We start from the raw sequence: 18956 nt of genomic DNA on the forward strand, positions 1-18956 counted from the left end.
AGTAAGTACATTCGCATCGTATTCAATAGTGGCTTTTTTGGCTTCAAAATCGATTTCTGCTTTTTGAACGCCATCTAGTTTGGCTAATTTTTTTTCTAAATGTCCGGCACAGCCCACTTCGCAGTGCATACCTTCTACCGTGAATGAGGCAGTGGCCAACTGAGCCGGTTGTTGAGCCGCTTCTGGGGTTACTGTTGCATTATCTGAGTTTGTTGTTGCTTCGTTTTTGCAACCGACCATCATCAATGTTGTGAAAGCGATGGCCGCGATGGTTTGGGTGAATTTCATATTTTTAAGGTTTTAAAATTTAGAGTTATTATTATTTTTTAAATTCTTTCATTTTTTAATCTGTGTTAACTGAATCTAATTTGAACAGGGATTTAAGAAATTTGTATAATTTTTAAAATTTATTTTGATTATCAATTTTCTAATTTCTCAAATTTTTATAAACTGTGTTCTTTTTACTATTTTGAACACGTTTTAAGAAATTAGGATAATGTTGAAAAACAATAGAATAAATTTTATTTATATGGAATTACAAAAATAACATTTTTTTCTCTTTTTATTTGTCAAAATTAACGGAGTTTTGTGACGCAATAAAAAAGTTGATGGAAAACAAGAATTTAAGGTTCGTGTACTTAGTCGTTTTAGCCCTTATTTGGGGGAGCTCATTTATTCTTATCAAAAGAGGTTTAGTGGCTTTAACGCCTTATCAATTAGGTTCATTGCGAATGGTTTTTGCTGCGGTATTTCTGTTAATTATCGGATTCAACAGTATCAAAAATATTGAATTACGCCATTGGAAATACCTTGCTTTGACGGCAGTTTTTGGAACTTTTATTCCGGTTTTTCTGTTTTCTGTCGCTCAAACACAAATCAGCAGTTCGGTGAGTGCTATTTTAAACTCGCTTACGCCTTTGAATACGTTAGTGCTTGGAATTATTCTTTTTAAAATAGATTTTCAACGTCGACAAATCTTTGGCGTTTTCATCGGTTTGATGGGAAGTGCATTGCTTATTTTTAATGGAGCTGCCAATCATCCGGAACAGAATTATAATTATGCGGTATTGTTAGTTATTGCTTCTGTCTGTTATGCAATGAATGTCAATTTTATTAAAATGTATTTATCCGATTTAAATCCGTTGAGCATTACAACCGGAAATTTTATTGTTATGTTGATACCGGCTTCTCTTGTATTGTATTTTTCAGGTTTTTTTGAAGCAGTACAAGTACAAGAAACGCAAAATGTAGTTGGTTATATCGCTATTTTAGGAATTGTAGGGACGGCTTTGGCGAATATCTTATTTTATAAATTAATAAAAATTTCGTCTCCTGTTTTTGCTTCTTCGGTTACTTATTTAATTCCGGTTGTTGCTTTTATTTGGGGATTGGTTGACAATGAAAGCTTGACAGCAATTCAGTTTTTGGGTGCGTTAATTATTATGTTTGGGGTGTATCTTTCGGCTAAGAAGTGATAGTTTGTTTTGTTTCAGGTTTCAAGTTTAAGGTTGGTAAGTGCAATAAAGTAAATTTGGCTCCAAACGAATCCATTTCAATCCATTATAGCTAAGCTATAAAAATTTGTGAAATTTATTTCAATCCGAGTTCTATTAAAATAGCGAAGCGACTTTGTGTTCTTTGTGAATTTCTTTGTGTGGTTAAAATAGATTTTTAGGTTTTGAAGTTGTAAAAAAAGACTGCCATTACTGACAGTCCTTTTATCATTGAAAAGCTGTTTTTTATTTAAAATCTTCTTCGGTTATACCTTCATTGATTTTGACATCAGAAGTTGTTAATTCCAGTTCGACACCAATATTCAAAGTGGTTTTATGAGGGACTTTAATTCCTTTCACTTCTTTATAGTCCGAATAATAGGTCATTTGAGTCATTTTTTGACCTCCTTGTTCTAATTCTTTGGCTTCTGCAATTTTTAATCCGGTTTTCACATCAAAATAATAAGTAGATTTTCCGTTTTTAACAGTATAAGCGTCTGTTCCATTGATGTTTTCAACTGCACCTAATGTAATGTCTTTGTTGTTAGCTAATGTTAATTCTTCAAAAGGAACGGCACCCGCTTGCATTTCTTTTAAATCATCACCGGTAAAATCTTTTCGTTGGCCTTGTTGAACCATATAAGCACCATTTTCATTTACTACTTGTTTCATCATGGTAGTCCCCATTGCCTTCATTTCCACAGCCAATTTATTACTGGATGTTACCTTATTAGTCATTTCCAAAGCCATACCTTGTACTGTTCCGGAGGAAGTAGTCATAATGCTTTTCACATCGGAAACTGCTTTTTGTCCACCGATAGCGGCTATGTATTTGTCTAAAACTGATTTTGCAGTAACATCGGCACTTACCGTTTTTGCTACAGGTTTTTCTACTTTATTTCCGTATTTATCAAAATAGAAAATTGGAATATTCAGTTTTTCTAAACCAGGAAGAACATCAGTTCCTTTACTCACTACTACGATTCTTAAATTTTCAGCTAAGAAATATTTTTTAGACACTCTTAAAATATCGTCAGCAGTAACGGCATTGATGTTTTTAATGTAATTTTCGTAAAAATCAGCCGGTAATCCTTGTGTTTTTGTTTGTAAAGCATAACGGGCAACAGTAGCCGGTTTTTCAATATCCATTACAAATTTTCCAATGTATCCTGCTTTTACATTTTTTAATGTTTCTTCAGTTACTTTTTCAGTTCGGATGCGTTTTATTTCTTTTAAAATTTCAACCACGGCACTGTCAGTTACTGTATTTCTCACTTGAGTAGAAGCAGAAAAATTTCCAACATATTTGTTTCCTCTTAAGCTTGAGCGGGCACCATAAGTCCATCCGTGAGCCTCTCTTAAGTTCATGTTTAAGTAACTGTTGAAATCACCTCCTAAAATTTGATTTGCTACAATTGCGGCAAAATAATCTTTGTCGGTCATTTTTAATTTCGTAATGTGAACAGCCGAAATTTCAGATTGAACCGCATTAGATGCATCTACAAAATTAATTTGTGTGTATTGAACATCTTTTGGATCAGAAAAAGTTACCTGAGGAGCCGTTGCTTTTTTCCAAGCACCAAATAATTTTTCTACTGTGGCTTTAACTTCAGCAAATTTTACATCGCCCACAATAACTAAGTAGGCGTTTTCAGGTGTAAAATAAGAAGTATAATTTTGAATAACATCGTTTAGTGAAATAGTATTGATGGTTTCTTCACTTAAATATTCGCCTTTAGGATGGTTTTTTCCATAAGCCAAAACGCGTTCTACTCTTCTGGCAATGGAGGGAACACTTTTTTCATCTGCTTTTAATCCTTCAATTAATTTAGCTTTTTCTTTTTCAAATTCTTCTTGAGTAAAAACAGGGTTTAATGCTCCATCAGCCATTAATTCCATGATTCTTTTTGAATACTTAGATAATCCGCTGGCAAAAGCACCATCTGAACTAAAATTGATAGAAGCACCTAAAAAATCAACTTCTTCGTTAAAGTCATTTTTAGAAATGGTTTTGGTTCCATTACCTAACATGCTACTTGTCATATCAGAAACACCTTTTTTGTTTCCTTCTGAATAAGGAGCATTGTCAATGGAAAGATTGTAAGAAACTCTTGGTAATTTATTGTTTTCAACTACTAAAACTTTTAATCCGTTAGGTAATTCAAAACTCTGAGGTTTTCCAATATTAATCTTTGGAGCCGGTCCTGGTTTTGGTTGAGGTCTGTCTTGTGCTTGCATAGTTAAAGTTAAAAACAAGCTCGTTGCTAAAATGGCTATTTTTTTCATGATTTATATCTTAATTTTGAGCTTTATCAGATTTAGGAGCGTAGTCCAAAAGTAAACGTTGATTAGGATTGAGGTATTTTTTAGCAATATCTCTAATTTCTTCACGGGTAATAGAACGATAAATGTCTATTTCAGAATTTATCAAATTCACATCACCGTACAATAAATAGTAAGTAGCTAAATTCCCCGCAATACCTTCCACAGAAGCATTGCTGTCTACATATTGACTTTCAAAGATGTTTTGTAGTTTTTGAAATTCTTTTTCAGAAATTAACTCTGTTTGAAGACGAACAATTTCTTCATCAATTTCAGTAATTAAACTTTCAGGAGTAAATCCTCCCATTGGTAATCCGTATAAAATATACAAACCGTAATCTTCTTGACTAAAATTAAAAGCTCCTACCTGTAAGGCCATTTTTTTCTCATCCACAATTTTTTTATACAAACGCGAAGATTTGCCTTCAGACAAAATAGTTGAAATCATATCCAATACCCTTGCATCACGTGTTTTCATGGAAGGAGTTCTGTAGGAAGCTACAGCCATTGGAATTTGAATATTCGGGTCTTCATATTTTGCTTTTAGCGTTTGAGTAATTGGAGTTTCTTCCGCTTTAGTTCTGGTTATAGGTGTTCCCTTTTGAATGACACCAAAATATTTTTGAATCCATTCTTTCGCCTGTGCAGGTTCAAATTGACCGGCTACAACCAGCACAGCATTGTTTGGAATATAGAATTTTTTATTAAAATCCTGAAACTCTTTAAGCGTTGCAGCATCTAAATGATCCATCGAACCAATAGTTGCCCATCGATAAGGGTGGTTTGTAAACATGTTGCGTTTTACCTCTGCAATTAAATTCCCGTAAGGTTGGTTGTCAACGCGAAGTCGTTTTTCTTCTTTAACAACTTCATTTTGAGTGTCTACGCCAATTTGATTAATTACCGGATGAAGTAAACGTTCTGATTCCATCCATAGTCCTAATTCAAGATTATTGGAAGGGAAAATTTCGTAATAATAAGTTCTGTCATCTGAAGTATTGGCGTTGTTTGTTCCACCATTTCCGGTTACAATTTTAAACCATTCTCCACGACCGATATTTTGTGTTCCTTCAAATAAAAGATGTTCAAAAAAGTGAGCAAAACCTGTTCTTTCAGGGTTTTCATCTTTTGCACCAACATGATACATCACCGAAGTGATGACAACCGGTGCGGAATTATCTTGATGTAAAATTACGTGTAACCCATTGTTTAAAGTATATTCTTCAAAGGTCACTTTTTGGGCAGAAACTGTTCCTCCAAGCATAAGCAGTGTACTTAAAGCCATTAATGATTTTTTCATAAAAATTGGTGATTAATTTTTTTGCATTTCAAATTGGTATGCAATTTCGGTATTTTGTTACAGTTTTACTAAATAATTTACAAAAATTTTAGGTTTAAATAGCTCATTTTTAAGTCAACTAATTTATTTTTAAAATTCAGTTGTGTGATTGAGAATTAGTTGTATATTTGCAACCTTAAAATTTAATTAAAAAACATATTGTTATGTACGCAATCGTAGAGATAGCAGGGCAACAATTTAAAGTAAGCAAAGACCAAAGAGTATTTGTTCACCGTTTAGCATCTGAAGAAGGAAGCAAAGTTTCTTTCGACAAAGTAATGTTATTAGACGAAGATGGAACAATTACTATTGGCGCCCCCGCTATAGAAGGTGCTTCAGTAGAAGCCAAAGTGTTAAAACACTTAAAAGGAGATAAAGTAATCGTTTTCAAAAAGAAAAGAAGAAAAGGTTACAAAAAGAAAAACGGACACAGACAGTCTTTTACACAAATTGTTGTTGAGAGCATTTTAGCTTCAGGAACAAAAAAAGCGGCTGCAAAATCTGAAAGTCCAAAAGCACCAAAAGCACCTAAATCGGCTGACGATTTAACGCTTATTGAAGGAGTTGGACCAGTTGCTGCTGAAGTTTTAGCTGCAGCAGGAATAACTACTTTTGCTAAACTGGCAAAAACTAGTGCTGATGATGTGAAAACTATTTTAGAAGCATCTGAAGCTAAAGTATCACATTTAGATCCAACTACTTGGGCTCAACAGTCACAATTAGCTGCTGATGGCAAAATGGATGAATTAAAAAAATTACAAGATGAATTAAATGGCGGTAAAGCTGTTTAATTTTAATATTAACTTATAAAACCCTAACATCATGGCTCACAAGAAAGGTGTCGGTAGTTCCAAAAATGGTAGAGAATCAGAATCGAAACGTTTAGGTGTTAAGATTTATGGTGGTCAAGCAGCAATTGCAGGAAATATTATAGTAAGACAAAGAGGTTCTAAACATAATCCAGGAGATAACGTTTACATTAGTAAAGATCATACTTTACATGCAAAAGTTGACGGAGTGGTTAAGTTTCAGAAAAAAGGTGATAACAAATCATTTGTATCTGTTATTCCTTTTGAAGCATAATTATAAAACAAAAAATCCCATCAATTTCAGGTGTTTGGTCAGGATTTTTATTTAATTATAAACACGTATGTTAGGTAAATTTACCTCCACTCGATATCTTTTCATAGGATATTGTAAACTGCTAAGCCCTGTAAATAGACTGTATTGTTCGTCATCACAAGGACAAATGGCGTTAATTCCACTAATTACCATTGTAGAACAACCTGAAATAGGTTGATTAGGGCATGCTGCATCATAGGCTAAATAACCGCTGCCACTATTAAAAACAATTACTCCTCTTGCCCCAGCGGTGCCTTGTGGAATATAGACGGCATTACTAGGAAATTGTAAATTACTATAAGAAGGTAAATTCACATTGATGTCAACTGTAAAGGTATAATTTGGAATATAAGGATTATTGTCATTTCCACCTCCACTGTCGCAACCGAATAGGAATAAAGTACTGAATAAAACTAAAATGATTTTTTTCATTTTTTTATTAAAATAAAGTGAACAAATTTAAATTAATTACCTTTGATTAATACTAATAAGCAATAATTTTTCTGAGAAATAAAAAAATATCCTATCTTTGTGATAAGAAATCCTCTCAAAGGGGATTTTTTCTATTTTATATAAACGAGAAATAAAAGATTTTTATATAATTAAGTTCACTTTTTTGTGACTGATTTACAAACAAAATAAAGCATTAAAAAACACATGAAGTTATGAGTACAGTATCATATTATACCGCTGAGGGTTTAAAAAAATTAAAAGAAGAATTAGAAACGTTAAGACATATTGAGCGACCAAAAGCGTCTCAAGCCATCGCAGAAGCAAGAGATAAAGGCGATTTATCTGAAAATGCAGAATATGATGCAGCTAAAGAAGCACAAGGTCTTTTAGAATTGCGTATTTCAAAAATGGAAGAGGTTTATTCTAATGCGAGATTAATTGACGAATCGCAATTAGATTTGTCTAAAGCATTGGTTTTATCAAATGTAAAAATTAAAAACCAAGCCAATGGTTTGGAAATGAAATATACCTTGGTTGCAGAAAGTGAAGCCGATTTAAAAACAGGTAAAATTTCGGTTACTTCTCCAATAGGAAAAGGCTTGCTTGGAAAATCAGTTGGTGACGTGGCAGAAATCACTGTTCCAAATGGCGTTTTGAAATTTGAAATATTAGATATTTCCAGAGATTAATTTGTGATATGGCAAGTATTTTTACAAAAATAATCAACGGTGAAATTCCTTGCTATAAAATAGCAGAGGATAATAATTTTATTGCATTTTTGGATGTAAATCCAAATGCAAAAGGGCACACGTTGTGTGTTCCAAAACAGGAAATTAACAAGCTTTTTGAAATGGAGGATGACCATTATTTAAATTTGATGAAATTTTCCAGAACAATAGCCGTGGCTTTAGAAAAAGCAGTTTCTTGTAAACGGATTGGAATGAGTGTAATAGGTTTAGAAGTGCCTCATGTTCATGTACATTTAATTCCACTCAATGAAATTGATGAAGTTCGTTTTCAAAAAAAGGTTTCTTTCACAAAAGAAGAATTTGAAGAAATAGCTAAAAATATTAAAGCTAATTTATAATTTAAATCCCTAGAAATCGGATTTTTTCATTTTATGAAGTTGTTTTTTTAAAACTTAACATCATTGTAGTGCCTTTATCAATTTCTGAATGGTGCACTTTGATTTTTCCTTTGTGGTATTCTTCCACAATACGTTTGGTTAAAGAAAGTCCCAATCCCCAACCTCTTTTTTTAGTAGTATATCCGGGATCAAATACTTTTTTAAATTGATTTTTCGGAATGCCTTTTCCGCTATCAGAAACATAAATTCTTACTTCTTTTTCTTCTTCAATAATATTTAAGTCCAATTTTCCGCGACCTTTCATCGCATCAATAGCATTTTTAACTAAATTTTCAATAGTCCAACTATGTAAAGCAGGATTGAAAGATACAAATATTGGATGTGGAGGAGCAAGAAAAGTAAATTCTACTTGTTTTGAAAACCGAGATTTTAGGTAATCATAGGATTGTTCAGTTTCTGCGATAATGTCTAATTTTTTCAAAACGGGTTCAGAGCCCACTTTAGAAAATCGGTCAGTAATCGTTTGTAATCGTGTTATGTCTTTTTGTATTTCCAATAGGGTAGATTCATCAACATTTTCAGCTTTTAAAATTTCCAACCACCCAATGAGTGATGATAAAGGAGTGCCAATTTGGTGAGCGGTTTCTTTAGCCATACCGGCCCAAAGTTTATTTTGTGTAGCAATTTTAGAGGTTTGATAAAAATTGAAAACTAGTAATCCAAAAAGAAAAATAATTAGCAGTAAAGCAAGCGGATAATATTTTAATTTATTTAACATAGAGGAATCACCGTAATATAAATAACGAAATTTTCCTTCGACATATTCCATTACAATCGGGTCATTTTCCTTTTTTAATTTTTCTAATAAGCTCCTGAGTTTTGCTGAATCCTTTTCGTCTATATCTTCAATGTTTGTTTTGTTGACAATGCTGTCGTTTTCATCTGTCACAATGATTGGAATAGTTGTCGTATTACTAATAATTTTTAGCGGAAGACTAATATCTGCATCAACATCTGAACTGAAAACATTAGTTTGCGCTTCTGCCCAAAGTTCCATTTTCAAGCGTTCATCTTTTTTAAAACGTTGAAAAAAAGTATAAGTATTCCAAAGTATCAACGAAACAATCACAAACGACGTGAGTATTAAAATCCACCGGGTGACATTTCGACTTTCAGAAAACTGCATAAAAAAGTATTTAGTATAAAAGTAGTAAAATCTTATTGGAATTAAAAAAATCGAGTGACAAATACTTTTCAATTTTATACATTTGTAGAAACACAAATAAGCATGGTTAGTATTTCTCCTAAAGATGTTTCTCCGTTAAAATTGCAAGGCTTTTTACAGAGTGCTGTTGGTCCGAGACCAATTGCATTTGCTAGCACGCTTGACAAAAATGGCAATCCTAATTTATCTCCATTCAGCTTTTTTAATGTGTTTAGTTCAAATCCTCCGGTTTTGATTTTTTCACCGGCTCGAAGAGTGCGTGACAACACGATAAAACATACCTTAATCAATTGTGGAGCAACACGAGAAGTTGTGATTAATGTGGTAAATTATGAAATTGTACAACAAATGTCACTCTCGAGTACGGAATATGCCGATGGAGTAAATGAGTTTTTGAAATCCGGTCTGACCATGCTGCCCTCTGAGGTTGTAAAGCCTTTTCGAGTAGAAGAAAGTCCGGTTCAATTTGAATGTAAGGTAAATGAAATAATCAGTTTAGGAACCGAAGGTGGGGCCGGTAATTTAATCATCTGTGAAGTAGTAAAATTGCATATTGACGAATCGATTTTGGACGAAAACGGAAACATCGACCAATACAAAATTGATTTAGTATCAAGGATGGGTGCCAATTGGTATTCGCGTTCCAATGAAGGTCTTTTTGAAATTCCAAAACCATTGGCAACGTTAGGGATTGGAGTAGATCAAATTCCGGATTTTGTCAAAGGAAGTCCTGTTTTTAACGGGAATGATTTGGGAATGTTAGGGAATGTAGAAAGTTTGCCAACCAACGAAGAAATTAATATATTTGTACGAGATAATATTCAAGTAAAAGGCGTTTTGAGTTCTGCTGATGAAATGAAAGTGCATGAAAAAGCAAAAGAATTCCTCAATAAACAAGATGCTGTTTCAGCTTGGAAAGTCTTATTAGCCAAACGAGTTTAATATAAGCCAATTTAATAATTTTTAAAATCAGGAGTATGGAAGTTACAGGAAAAATCAGAGTAGTGAATCCGGAACAACAAGTGAGCGCTACATTCAGAAAAAGAGAATTAGTTGTTTCTACAGAAGAGCAATATCCACAACACATTAGTATTAATTTTGTACAAGATAAATGCGATTTGCTGAATAGTTATAAAGTGGGTGAAGCTGTAAAAGTTTCAATCAATTTAAGAGGTAAAGAATGGGTTAACCCACAAGGTGAAACCAAGTATTTCAACGATATTCAAGGGTGGCGAATTGAACGTTTGCAAGCAGAAGCTCCTGCTGCAGGAATGCCACCTATGCCGGCTGCAGAAGCATTTGAACCGGCAACTAACTTTAATGAAGAAGAGCATGATGATTTGCCTTTCTAGTAAAAGAATAGAAGAAAGAAGCAAGAGAAAATAAAATCATTCTAAATGGTTAACTTAGTTATGCGTTTAGAATGATTTTTGGTTTTACACTATATCTTCTTTCGTTTATCTATCTTTAATAACATGTATTTTTTATCTACTGAATTATATTTTCCGCCAGTAACAGAAGCTTCCTCGGAAGGAATTCTCGCAGTGGGAGGCGATTTGAATATAGAAAGATTACTATTGGCGTATCACAGCGGAATATTTCCTTGGTTTGATGATGATGAGCCTATTTTGTGGTGGAGCCCGTCTGAGCGAATGGTGGTGAATCCGCAAGATTATAAAATAGCTAAAAGTTTACGTAATATTTTAAATCGAAATATTTTTAAAGTAACATTTAATCAAAATTTTACGGAAGTGATTAAAAATTGCCAAAAAATAAAAAGAAAAGGTCAACGCGGAACTTGGATTACCGATTCAATGTTGGAAGCGTATATAAAATTACATGAAATAGGATATGCAAAATCGGTAGAAGTTTGGCAAGATAATAAATTGGTTGGTGGTCTATATGGAGTTGATTTGGGCAAAGTATTTTGCGGTGAAAGCATGTTTTCAACTGTTTCTAACGCGAGTAAAGTGGCCTTTGTTTCATTAATACAAAAACTTAAAGAGGAAAATTACCATTTGTTGGATTGTCAAGTGCATAATGACCATTTAGAAAAATTAGGGGCTTTTCAAATATCTAGAGCAGTTTATATGAAGGTTTTGAAAGCGTAAAATTATTTATTATTTCCCAATTCGCTAGCTATATTCTTTAACTGATGGAATATAAACACGGTCACCTTTAATGATTAAATATGTGTAGATTTTACCATCATATTTTATGCCAATGGCAGGGCCGGAGTTGTATGCAATATTATCCTTAAATTTAACTTTTATTTTGTCATCATTAAGTTTTACGTCAGATACTTTTTCAACTAACCAGGTTGATTTCCATTCGATAAATAATTCGTTATCCGGTGTTTTTTTACACTTTTAACTATGGAAGAGGCATCTTTAGGCAACTTATTCAGATTGATTAATTCTTCCTTTGTTACCGTTTGTCCAACTAGAATAGCATTTAATATTGCAGACAAATTGGTGTAAATTTTATGGTTTTTCGGAATGGCAACTGATTTCGGTTCTGTTTTTCTTAAAGTGGGAATTGGCTCCGGAGAAACTATGACAGGCTCTTTTATTGTGATTTTCGAATCAATTTTTTGAGTTGTTGAGTTTTCAGCTTTTTCTTCAATAATTAAAGATGATTTGTTATCTTTTTCAACAGTTTGAATTTTTTCGTTCGAAGAATTCTTTTTCTTTTCATTTTTACCACAATTTAAAAAGCTAATCAGTAGAAAAGCAAACAAAGTCAATGAAGCAAATTTCTTAAACATGTCTGAATGTTTTTTTTAAAGTTTTTACTTAGTGAGTGTAAAATTACTATTTAAACTACCTGTGGGTTAAACAAAATCAAAAAACGTGAGAGCTAAAATGATAGGCTAAAAAAAATGTTTTTTATTTTCTTTTCCAGCAACTCAACAAATGATCATTTACCATTCCGGTGGCTTGCATGTGGGAATAAACTACTGTTGAACCTACAAATTTAAAACCTCTTTTTTTCAAATCTTTGCTAATTGCATCGGATAGTGGAGTCGATGCCGGAATATCTTTTAATTCTTTAAATTGATTCACTAAAGGTTTCCCGTTTGTGAAATTCCAAATATAAGTAGCGAAAGTGCCAAATTCTTCTGTCACTTTTATATAAGCATTAGCATTACTTACGGCGGCTCTTATTTTTAGTTGGTTTCTTATGATGCCGGTATTCTGCATTAATTCCTGAATATGATTTTCAGTAAAAAGTGCTACTTTTTCATATTCAAAATTTTCAAAAGCTACTCTGAAATTTTCACGTTTAGCCAAGACGGTGTACCAACTTAATCCTGCTTGAAAAGTTTCTAATAGTAGAAATTCAAATAATTTTTGGTCATCATAAACTGGATTTCCCCATTCTTCATCATGGTAAGTGCGGTATAAATCATCTTTTTCGCACCAAGCACATCTGTTTTTAATTTCCATATCAGCTACATTTTTACCAAATATAAAAAAAGAAACCCATGATTTTCATTTTTATTTTATTTGGGGGTTGTTCTTTAAATAATTAATAAAAATGAATTTAGTATATTAAAAATAGGGGGTATTTGTTTAAATTTACTAAATAATATACATTTAAAAAAATGAAAACAGGGGTTCAGAAAGAAATAAAAAATAACGAGAGTCGTGTTGGGATGACTCCGGCAGGTGTTTCGAATTGATTAAAAACAATCATACAGTTTACGTTCAACAAGATGCTGGTTTTCGAAGCGGATTTTTTGATATGGATTATGCTTTTGTTTGAGCAATTTTAGCGCCAACTTCTGCGGAAGTTTATGCACAGGCCGACATGATTGTGAAAGTCAAAGAACCAATTCCGAAGGAATATCCATTGATAAAAGAAAATCATGTGGTTTTTACTTATTTCCATTTTGCTTCAAGTGAAGAATTGACTATTGCGATGATTAACTCCAAAGCTGTTTGCATAGCTTATGAAACAGTAGTAGAAACAGATGGTTCTTTGCCATTATTAACGCCAATGTCTGAAGTTGCCTCAAGAATGGCTATTCAACGAGGGGCAAAATATTTAGAAAAACCGATTAAAGGTAGAGGAGTTTTGTAAGGTGGTGTTCCTGAAGTACCTCCCGGGAAAGTTTTAGTTCTTGGAGCTGGAATTGTTGGAATTCAAGCTGCAAAAAGGGCCGCCTCTTAAGGGGTAAATGTTACGTTTTTAGATATCAATTTGAAACGACTTCGTTACGTGAATGATGTAATGCCCTCTCATGTTGTGACCGAATTTTCAAGTGAGTATAATATTCGCAGACATATCAAAAACCACGATTTAATCATAGTGGCTGTTTTAATTCCGGTGGCGAAAGCTCCTAAATTGATTACCCGTGATATGTTGAAAGAGATTTACCCGTGGACAGTTATGGTTGATGTAGCAGTTGATCAAGGGGCTGTTTTGAAACAATAGTAGCAACAACACATGAAAAGTTAACCTATATCATTGATGATGTAGTGCATTATTGTGTGGCAAATATGCCAGTAGCAGTGCTTTAGCATTGACGAATGTCACGTTGCCGTATGTCTTAAAATTGGCCAATTTAGGATAGGAAATGGCCGCTGAACGATATCCTGACTTAAGAAAAGGACTTAATATTGTTCATGACGAAATAATATATAAAGAATTAGCTGATACGTTTAATTTTAGTTAATAGGTTTTGTTTGTTTTAAAAATCCCATCGCATAAGTTGGGATTTTTTGTTTTATATCTAAATCTGCAAATTTGAGAGTATAGAAGATTTTATTTTAAAATCATATCATCATAACGAATAACCGTATCAAATCCTTTTTCTTTAAAATAGCCGGATGGATTCTCCTTTGAAATTGTTAAAACAAAATCGCCACCCCAAGCTCCTAGACTTTTCACAACTCCTTTGAAATCATCAAAAAATGCTTCTTTAACCGTATTCATTTCTAAAACTTCACTTAACAAGCTTTCATGTTTTTCAATTTGATAAGTAAATGTTTTCAAATCATTTGTTGATACAATGGTTTCAGTAATCTTATTGATGATAGTAATTGTTTTTGAAAGGTCATTTTGCTTATTGATGTAGTTTGAAATTGCCGATTTGCTGCTTTGTTTTCTGTTTAGATAGACAAAGTTTAAATAATTCCGAAACTCCGGCAAATAAGGAACCTGATGAATCAGCGGAGCCTCATTCAGCAACTGATAGATAATTGGCGAATTGTTTTGAGCACAAGCTATATCATAACCACTACCGCCAAAACTATTATTTAAAAGTGTAAACGCATTAATGCCCAACCATTGACCAATATTGTTGATTAACGTAGAAGAAGTGCCTAAACCCCACTTTTTTGGAAAAGACAGTTGGGTTTTGATTGCATAGCCTTTATTGCCTTCCAAAAAAATTGGATTCAATAGATAAGCTTCATGTAAAATTTCCAGTAATGTTTTTAAAACTGCATTTTCACCGGTATACTTTTTTGGAAAAAGAATGTTTTCAAACGGAATTGTATCTTCAAACCATAAACTACCATCCGAATCGTAACTCTTCCAAGTAATTTCATTAGCTGTTCCGGATTCTACAACTAGATTTTGGCCGAATTTTGTTGGTAGAGCTAATGCTTTTGCACCGTCTAAAACCACATATTCACCGGTGATTAATAATTTTCCGTTGCTGTAAAAGGTTTGTTTCAAGGCTTTTTATTTTCGTAAGAGTTCTAAATATTCAGCAACTGAAGCATGCGAAATGGTCGTATCTTTAAAATACTCCAGTACTTTTATTCGCTCTTCACCAGTTGCATGGTATTGATTTAAAATATTATTTAAATGCATTTTCATATGACCCTCCTGAATGCCTTTCGTAGTCAACGAACGCAACGCTGCAAAATTTTGTGCCAATCCAACTGCTGCAACCACTTGCATCAGTTGTTGGGCGGAAGGTTTTTCGAGTATTTCTAAATTTAATTTAACCAAAGGATGTAACGATGTTAATCCGCCAACGGTTCCCAGAGCTAACGGAATTTCCAACCAAAAACTAAAAATACCGTTTTCAATTTTGGCATGTGATAAGCTACTGTATTTTCCATTTCTACTGGCGTAAGCGTGTGCACCGGCTTCCACAGCTCTAAAATCATTGCCGCTTGCCAAAACCACAGCATCTACACCATTCATGATTCCTTTATTGTGGGTAACGGCTCGGTACGGTTCTATTTCAGCAATTTGAACGGCACGCACAAATTTTTCTGCAAATTCAGTTGGGTTTTCGATGTGTTTTTCTGCCAACGCGGCAATCGGGCATGAAACTTCTGCTCGTACGATACAATTAGTCACATAATTGGAAAGAATGCTCATGACCACTTCAATGTTCTTTTCTTCTTCAGAAAAAGGAGCATAATTTTGAGCTTCCGCTTTCAAGGTTTTAGCAAATTGTTCCAAACAAGAGTTGATAAAATTAGCTCCCATGCTATCCTTGGTTTCAAAAGTAGCATGTAATTGGAAGTAATTTTCTAAATCGGACGTTTTGTCTTTTAAAACTATATCTAAAATTCCGCCACCTCTTTTTTGCATGTTTTTGGTAATGCTTTCGGTTTCAGAATAAAATTTTGATTTGGTTTGCTTGAAAAAGGTATCTAACTTCGAGGTATCGCCTTTGTAAATGAAGTGTACTTGTCCGATTTTTTCGGTATTCAAAACGGTAGTTTTAAATCCGCCTCGATTGGACCAGAATTTGGCTGATTTTGCGGCAGCGGCAACTACAGAGCTTTCTTCAATAACCATCGGAACTGTATAATTTTTTCCGTTGATATTGAAGTTAGGTGCAATTCCTAACGGTAAATAAAAATTAGAAATGGTGTTCTCAATGAATTCATCGTGCAATTGCTGCAATTTTTCGTCACTGTTCCAATAGTTTTGAAGTAATGCAACGGCAACTTTAGGTTCTGAAAAATAGTTTTGAGCAATCCAATTGATCTTTTCAATCTTGGATAATTTTGAGAATCCGGAAACTTCGTGGTTCATGTTGAGTGCTTAATTTTGTAAAGATACTGGTTATGAGGATAAAAATTAAAGCGAATTTTTGTATTTAATTAAACCAAATACAATTATTTCTTTAGTATCCATTTTTACTTTGTATACAATGGTATAACCTTTGAAAATGTAATCTCTTACTGATTCATCATTAAAATAAATTGATTTTCTAAAATGAAAAGGATTTTTTAAGTCCTTTAGGAGGTTTTTTTGCAGATCATTTTTGAATTTTCGTGCAGCTTTTGGTTTGTCTTTTGCAATGAATTCAACTTGATCGGCTAGGGAATTAATAAATTTTTCAGAAAAACTAATCTTCATATTTTGAGATTATTTTTTCCATTACCAAATCCAATTCTTCTATAGAAATACACTTTGATTTTCCACTCTCAATATTTTCCAGTTCCGTATGCAAAATGTTTTTATTCTTTTCAAAAAATGGATCTTCTTGAATAATTTGAACTTCATTCTCTGGAAATGAACTCAGTAAGGCAAGAATTTTTGCTTTTAAATTAGCTTGAAATTGAATTCTGATAGTTTCCATTTGATTGCGTTTTTATTTACAAATTTAATCAAATTTAAAATCCGATGTTTAATTTTCATATAACAAACACACTAAAAATTCTAATATTGCTATTTAACACATAAAACCACGAATTATTCCATTTTTTTCACTAAAATTGAACGTTTTTTTAACATACCAAAAATGAATCAGTTTAAAAAGGTACTATTCTTATTTTTAGTCAGTTCATTAACTGCCTTAGCACAACAAAAAATAACATTGGAAGACATTTGGGCTTCCGGTACGTTCCGAACCAAAGGAATGGATGCTCTGCAATCCTTAAAAAACACCAATCAATACACAGTTTTGAATTATGATAGAGTCGCAAAGACTTTTCAAATTGATTTGTATGATTTTACGACTTTAAAAAAGATTCATACACTTTTAGATACTAAAAATCATGCGGAGCTTACTTCGATTGACAGTTATACTTCTAATGCAACCGAAACGCAATTATTAATTGGCTTGAATTCAGATCCAATCTATCGGCATTCATCGGTTGCCGATTTTTATATTTATGACATTGCTTCCAAATCATTACAAAAGGTAGCCGATTACAAAATTCAAGAGCCAACTTTTTCTCCCGATGGAAAGAAAATTGCCTACGGTTATCAAAATAATCTGTATGTTTTTGATACTGCATCAAAAAAACACACGCAGATTACCAATGATGGTGTGAAAAATTCAGTAATCAATGGTATCACGGATTGGGTGTATGAAGAGGAATTTGCTTTCGTAAGAGCCTTTGATTGGAACAGTTCGAGCACTCACTTGGCTTATATTAAATTTGATGAAACCGATGTTCCTGAATTTTCAATGGATGTTTTTGGAAATGAATTATATCCTTCGCAAGAGGTATTTAAATATCCGAAAGCCGGTGAAAAAAACGCATTGGTTTCTTTACATCTATACGAAGTTGCAACCAGTGCAACAAATACCATCAATTTGAGTCAGAACAATGATTTCTATATTGCTCGAATGAAATGGACGAATGACGCAAATGCTTTAAGTATTCAAGTCTTAAATCGTCATCAAAACAATTTGGATTTACTTTTTGTGGATGCTAAAACCGGTAACACAAAAGTGGTTTTAAATGAAAAAGATGCCGCTTATGTAGATGTTACCGATAATTTGACCTTTTTGAAAGACAATAGTTTCATTTGGACTTCCGAAAAAGACGGCTTCAATCATATCTATCATTACGATAAAAATGGAAAACTTCGCAATCAAATAACCAAAGGAAATTGGGAAGTGACCTCTTATTATGGTTTTGATGAGAAAAACGGTCAGGTTTATTACCAATCGGTTGAAAATGGTTCCATTAACAGAGATGTTTACAAAATCAAATTAGATGGAAAAAACAAAGTTCGTTTAACTCAAAAAACGGGAACAAACAAAGCGACTTTCAGTCCGAATTTTCAATATTTTATCAATTCGTTCTCTAGTTCAACCGAACCAACAGCTTATACGCTGCATGAATCAAAAGTCGGTAAACAAATTCAATCAATAGTTGATAATACGGAGTTGGCTTCAAAATTGGAAAAATATAATCTTCCTACTAAAGAATTTTTCGAACTTACCACCGAGAAAGGACATAAATTAAATGCCTACATCATCAAACCAAAAGATTTTGATGCTTCTAAAAAATATCCTTTGTTACTATTTCAATACAGCGGTCCGGGTTCTCAGCAAGTGGCAAATCAATGGTTGAATGCAAATGATTACTGGCACATGCTTTTGGCACAACAAGGCTATTTAGTAGCTTGTGTGGATGGCCGAGGAACTGGATTCAAAGGAGCCGCTTTTAAAAAAGTGACTCAAAAGGAATTGGGCAAATATGAAGTAGAAGACCAAATTGATGCAGCAAAAGTTCTTGGAAATTACGCATATATTGACAAAACTAGAATCGGCATTTGGGGTTGGAGTTACGGCGGATTTATGTCGAGTAACTGTATCCTAATAGGGAATGATGTCTTTAAAACCGCTATTGCAGTTGCCCCCGTAACCAACTGGCGTTTTTACGATTCCATTTACACCGAACGATACATGCAAACACCACAAGAAAACGCAAGTGGTTACGATGATAATTCACCCATCAATCACGTAGATAAATTGAAAGGAAATTATTTAATCATTCACGGAACAGCAGATGATAATGTTCATTTTCAAAATGCAACCCGCATGATTAGAGCCTTGCAATCGGCCAATAAACAATTTGACCAAGCCATCTATCCTGATACCAATCACGGTATTTATGGTGGAAAAATACGCTTACAATTGTATACTAAAATGACTAACTATATTCTAGAAAAACTTTAACTAACCAAAACAAATTT

The 18956-nt window shown here is 33.3% G+C and carries 20 protein-coding genes and 1 pseudogene; 10 read left to right on the forward strand and 11 right to left on the reverse strand.

Translation table 11 applies throughout. From position 1 onward, the window contains the following. Positions 1-288: heavy metal-associated domain-containing protein (locus tag ACIQ2Z_RS02445; RefSeq protein WP_396182583.1), on the reverse strand; the 288-nt coding region annotated here is incomplete at its 3' end. A gap of 320 nt (positions 289-608) precedes the next feature. Here ACIQ2Z_RS02445 and ACIQ2Z_RS02450 point away from each other — a divergent pair. Further along, the gene (locus tag ACIQ2Z_RS02450; RefSeq protein WP_396182584.1) at positions 609-1475 is read left to right on the forward strand and encodes a DMT family transporter; all 867 of its coding nucleotides are present in this window, start codon (positions 609-611) and stop codon (positions 1473-1475) included. A gap of 264 nt (positions 1476-1739) precedes the next feature. Here the strand turns inward: ACIQ2Z_RS02450 and ACIQ2Z_RS02455 are convergent, their stop codons facing one another. Together ACIQ2Z_RS02455 and ACIQ2Z_RS02460 are read right to left on the reverse strand one after the other, a co-directional pair. Continuing rightward, a complete protein-coding gene (locus tag ACIQ2Z_RS02455) occupies positions 1740-3779 on the reverse strand; it encodes an insulinase family protein (RefSeq protein WP_396182585.1) in 2040 nt (679 codons plus the stop codon). A gap of 10 nt (positions 3780-3789) precedes the next feature. Continuing rightward, entirely contained in the window at positions 3790-5115 is a 1326-nt protein-coding gene (locus ACIQ2Z_RS02460; RefSeq protein WP_396182586.1) for a M16 family metallopeptidase, read from the reverse strand. Positions 5116-5318: 203 nt separating this feature from the next. Here ACIQ2Z_RS02460 and rplU point away from each other — a divergent pair, with 203 nt between their 5' ends. Continuing rightward, on the forward strand, positions 5319-5945 hold the full coding sequence (rplU, locus tag ACIQ2Z_RS02465; protein WP_396182587.1) for a 50S ribosomal protein L21: 627 nt from the start codon (positions 5319-5321) through the stop codon (positions 5943-5945). A gap of 31 nt (positions 5946-5976) precedes the next feature. Then, on the forward strand, positions 5977-6237 hold the full coding sequence (gene rpmA / locus ACIQ2Z_RS02470) for a 50S ribosomal protein L27 (protein ID WP_396182588.1): 261 nt from the start codon (positions 5977-5979) through the stop codon (positions 6235-6237). A gap of 51 nt (positions 6238-6288) precedes the next feature. Here rpmA and ACIQ2Z_RS02475 read toward each other — a convergent pair whose 3' ends face one another. Continuing rightward, positions 6289-6708 (reverse strand): hypothetical protein, encoded by a 420-nt coding sequence (locus tag ACIQ2Z_RS02475; protein WP_396182589.1) that lies wholly within the window; start codon positions 6706-6708, stop codon positions 6289-6291. 233 nt (positions 6709-6941) lie between these two features. Between ACIQ2Z_RS02475 and greA the strand changes: the two genes are divergently transcribed. Together greA and ACIQ2Z_RS02485 are read left to right on the forward strand one after the other, a co-directional pair. Continuing rightward, positions 6942-7418 (forward strand): transcription elongation factor GreA, encoded by a 477-nt coding sequence (greA, locus tag ACIQ2Z_RS02480; RefSeq protein ID WP_396182590.1) that lies wholly within the window; start codon positions 6942-6944, stop codon positions 7416-7418. 8 nt (positions 7419-7426) lie between these two features. Further along, positions 7427-7816 (forward strand): HIT family protein, encoded by a 390-nt coding sequence (locus ACIQ2Z_RS02485; protein ID WP_396182591.1) that lies wholly within the window; start codon positions 7427-7429, stop codon positions 7814-7816. A 31-nt stretch (positions 7817-7847) separates the two neighbouring features. Here ACIQ2Z_RS02485 and ACIQ2Z_RS02490 read toward each other — a convergent pair whose 3' ends face one another. Next, positions 7848-9002, reverse strand: coding sequence for a sensor histidine kinase (locus tag ACIQ2Z_RS02490; RefSeq protein WP_396182592.1), 1155 nt, complete (start codon positions 9000-9002; stop codon positions 7848-7850). A 102-nt stretch (positions 9003-9104) separates the two neighbouring features. Here ACIQ2Z_RS02490 and ACIQ2Z_RS02495 point away from each other — a divergent pair, with 102 nt between their 5' ends. From ACIQ2Z_RS02495 to aat, 3 genes are all read left to right on the forward strand, one after another. Next, a complete protein-coding gene (locus tag ACIQ2Z_RS02495) occupies positions 9105-9983 on the forward strand; it encodes a flavin reductase family protein (RefSeq protein ID WP_396182659.1) in 879 nt (292 codons plus the stop codon). Positions 9984-10018: 35 nt separating this feature from the next. Beyond that, positions 10019-10393 carry a DUF3127 domain-containing protein gene (locus ACIQ2Z_RS02500; protein ID WP_396182593.1) on the forward strand — a complete coding sequence of 125 codons (375 nt, stop codon included), beginning with the start codon at positions 10019-10021 and terminating at the stop codon, positions 10391-10393. A 123-nt stretch (positions 10394-10516) separates the two neighbouring features. Continuing rightward, a complete protein-coding gene (aat, locus tag ACIQ2Z_RS02505) occupies positions 10517-11152 on the forward strand; it encodes a leucyl/phenylalanyl-tRNA--protein transferase (RefSeq protein WP_396182594.1) in 636 nt (211 codons plus the stop codon). Positions 11153-11352: 200 nt separating this feature from the next. On the opposite strand, the gene ACIQ2Z_RS02510 is transcribed toward aat, so the two are convergent. Both ACIQ2Z_RS02510 and ACIQ2Z_RS02515 read right to left on the reverse strand, forming a co-directional pair. Beyond that, positions 11353-11808, reverse strand: coding sequence for a hypothetical protein (locus ACIQ2Z_RS02510; protein WP_396182595.1), 456 nt, complete (start codon positions 11806-11808; stop codon positions 11353-11355). Between the two features lie 121 nt (positions 11809-11929). Beyond that, positions 11930-12490: a DNA-3-methyladenine glycosylase I gene (locus tag ACIQ2Z_RS02515; RefSeq protein WP_396182596.1), complete on the reverse strand. Its 561-nt coding sequence runs from the start codon at positions 12488-12490 to the stop codon at positions 11930-11932. 158 nt (positions 12491-12648) lie between these two features. On the opposite strand from ACIQ2Z_RS02515, the pseudogene ald reads away from it, so the two are divergent. After that, a pseudogene (gene ald, locus ACIQ2Z_RS02520) lies at positions 12649-13722 on the forward strand (alanine dehydrogenase). A gap of 89 nt (positions 13723-13811) precedes the next feature. Here ald and ACIQ2Z_RS02525 read toward each other — a convergent pair. The 4 genes from ACIQ2Z_RS02525 to ACIQ2Z_RS02540 are packed head-to-tail and all read right to left on the reverse strand — an operon-like array spanning position 13812 to position 16602. Beyond that, positions 13812-14729, reverse strand: coding sequence for a GYDIA family GHMP kinase (locus ACIQ2Z_RS02525; protein ID WP_396182597.1), 918 nt, complete (start codon positions 14727-14729; stop codon positions 13812-13814). A gap of 6 nt (positions 14730-14735) precedes the next feature. Continuing rightward, positions 14736-16052: a hydroxymethylglutaryl-CoA reductase, degradative gene (locus ACIQ2Z_RS02530; RefSeq protein WP_396182598.1), complete on the reverse strand. Its 1317-nt coding sequence runs from the start codon at positions 16050-16052 to the stop codon at positions 14736-14738. 45 nt (positions 16053-16097) lie between these two features. Continuing rightward, entirely contained in the window at positions 16098-16379 is a 282-nt protein-coding gene (locus ACIQ2Z_RS02535) for a type II toxin-antitoxin system RelE/ParE family toxin (protein WP_396182599.1), read from the reverse strand. Then, on the reverse strand, positions 16369-16602 hold the full coding sequence (locus ACIQ2Z_RS02540; RefSeq protein WP_396171892.1) for a hypothetical protein: 234 nt from the start codon (positions 16600-16602) through the stop codon (positions 16369-16371). The genes ACIQ2Z_RS02535 and ACIQ2Z_RS02540 overlap by 11 nt, the downstream gene beginning before the upstream one ends. A 162-nt stretch (positions 16603-16764) precedes the next feature. Between ACIQ2Z_RS02540 and ACIQ2Z_RS02545 the strand changes: the two genes are divergently transcribed. Then, on the forward strand, positions 16765-18939 hold the full coding sequence (locus ACIQ2Z_RS02545) for a S9 family peptidase (RefSeq protein WP_396182600.1): 2175 nt from the start codon (positions 16765-16767) through the stop codon (positions 18937-18939). The last annotated feature ends 17 nt before the right edge of the window (positions 18940-18956 follow it).

The sequence above is a fragment of the Flavobacterium sp. genome (assembly GCF_044361015.1).
Lineage (GTDB): Bacteria > Bacteroidota > Bacteroidia > Flavobacteriales > Flavobacteriaceae > Flavobacterium.

Coding starts and splice junctions, on each gene's coding strand:
- rplU (WP_396182587.1), top strand. CDS start 5,319: ATGTACGCAATCGTAGAGATAGCAGGGCAACAATTTAAAGTAAGCAAA.
- ACIQ2Z_RS02515 (WP_396182596.1), bottom strand. CDS start 12,490: ATGGAAATTAAAAACAGATGTGCTTGGTGCGAAAAAGATGATTTATAC.
- ACIQ2Z_RS02460 (WP_396182586.1), bottom strand. CDS start 5,115: ATGAAAAAATCATTAATGGCTTTAAGTACACTGCTTATGCTTGGAGGA.
- ACIQ2Z_RS02485 (WP_396182591.1), top strand. CDS start 7,427: ATGGCAAGTATTTTTACAAAAATAATCAACGGTGAAATTCCTTGCTAT.
- ACIQ2Z_RS02455 (WP_396182585.1), bottom strand. CDS start 3,779: ATGAAAAAAATAGCCATTTTAGCAACGAGCTTGTTTTTAACTTTAACT.
- ACIQ2Z_RS02535 (WP_396182599.1), bottom strand. CDS start 16,379: ATGAAGATTAGTTTTTCTGAAAAATTTATTAATTCCCTAGCCGATCAA.
- ACIQ2Z_RS02490 (WP_396182592.1), bottom strand. CDS start 9,002: ATGCAGTTTTCTGAAAGTCGAAATGTCACCCGGTGGATTTTAATACTC.
- aat (WP_396182594.1), top strand. CDS start 10,517: ATGTATTTTTTATCTACTGAATTATATTTTCCGCCAGTAACAGAAGCT.
- ACIQ2Z_RS02495 (WP_396182659.1), top strand. CDS start 9,105: ATGGTTAGTATTTCTCCTAAAGATGTTTCTCCGTTAAAATTGCAAGGC.
- ACIQ2Z_RS02540 (WP_396171892.1), bottom strand. CDS start 16,602: ATGGAAACTATCAGAATTCAATTTCAAGCTAATTTAAAAGCAAAAATT.
- ACIQ2Z_RS02475 (WP_396182589.1), bottom strand. CDS start 6,708: ATGAAAAAAATCATTTTAGTTTTATTCAGTACTTTATTCCTATTCGGT.
- rpmA (WP_396182588.1), top strand. CDS start 5,977: ATGGCTCACAAGAAAGGTGTCGGTAGTTCCAAAAATGGTAGAGAATCA.
- greA (WP_396182590.1), top strand. CDS start 6,942: ATGAGTACAGTATCATATTATACCGCTGAGGGTTTAAAAAAATTAAAA.
- ACIQ2Z_RS02510 (WP_396182595.1), bottom strand. CDS start 11,808: ATGTTTAAGAAATTTGCTTCATTGACTTTGTTTGCTTTTCTACTGATT.
- ACIQ2Z_RS02450 (WP_396182584.1), top strand. CDS start 609: ATGGAAAACAAGAATTTAAGGTTCGTGTACTTAGTCGTTTTAGCCCTT.
- ACIQ2Z_RS02500 (WP_396182593.1), top strand. CDS start 10,019: ATGGAAGTTACAGGAAAAATCAGAGTAGTGAATCCGGAACAACAAGTG.
- ACIQ2Z_RS02545 (WP_396182600.1), top strand. CDS start 16,765: ATGAATCAGTTTAAAAAGGTACTATTCTTATTTTTAGTCAGTTCATTA.
- ACIQ2Z_RS02530 (WP_396182598.1), bottom strand. CDS start 16,052: ATGAACCACGAAGTTTCCGGATTCTCAAAATTATCCAAGATTGAAAAG.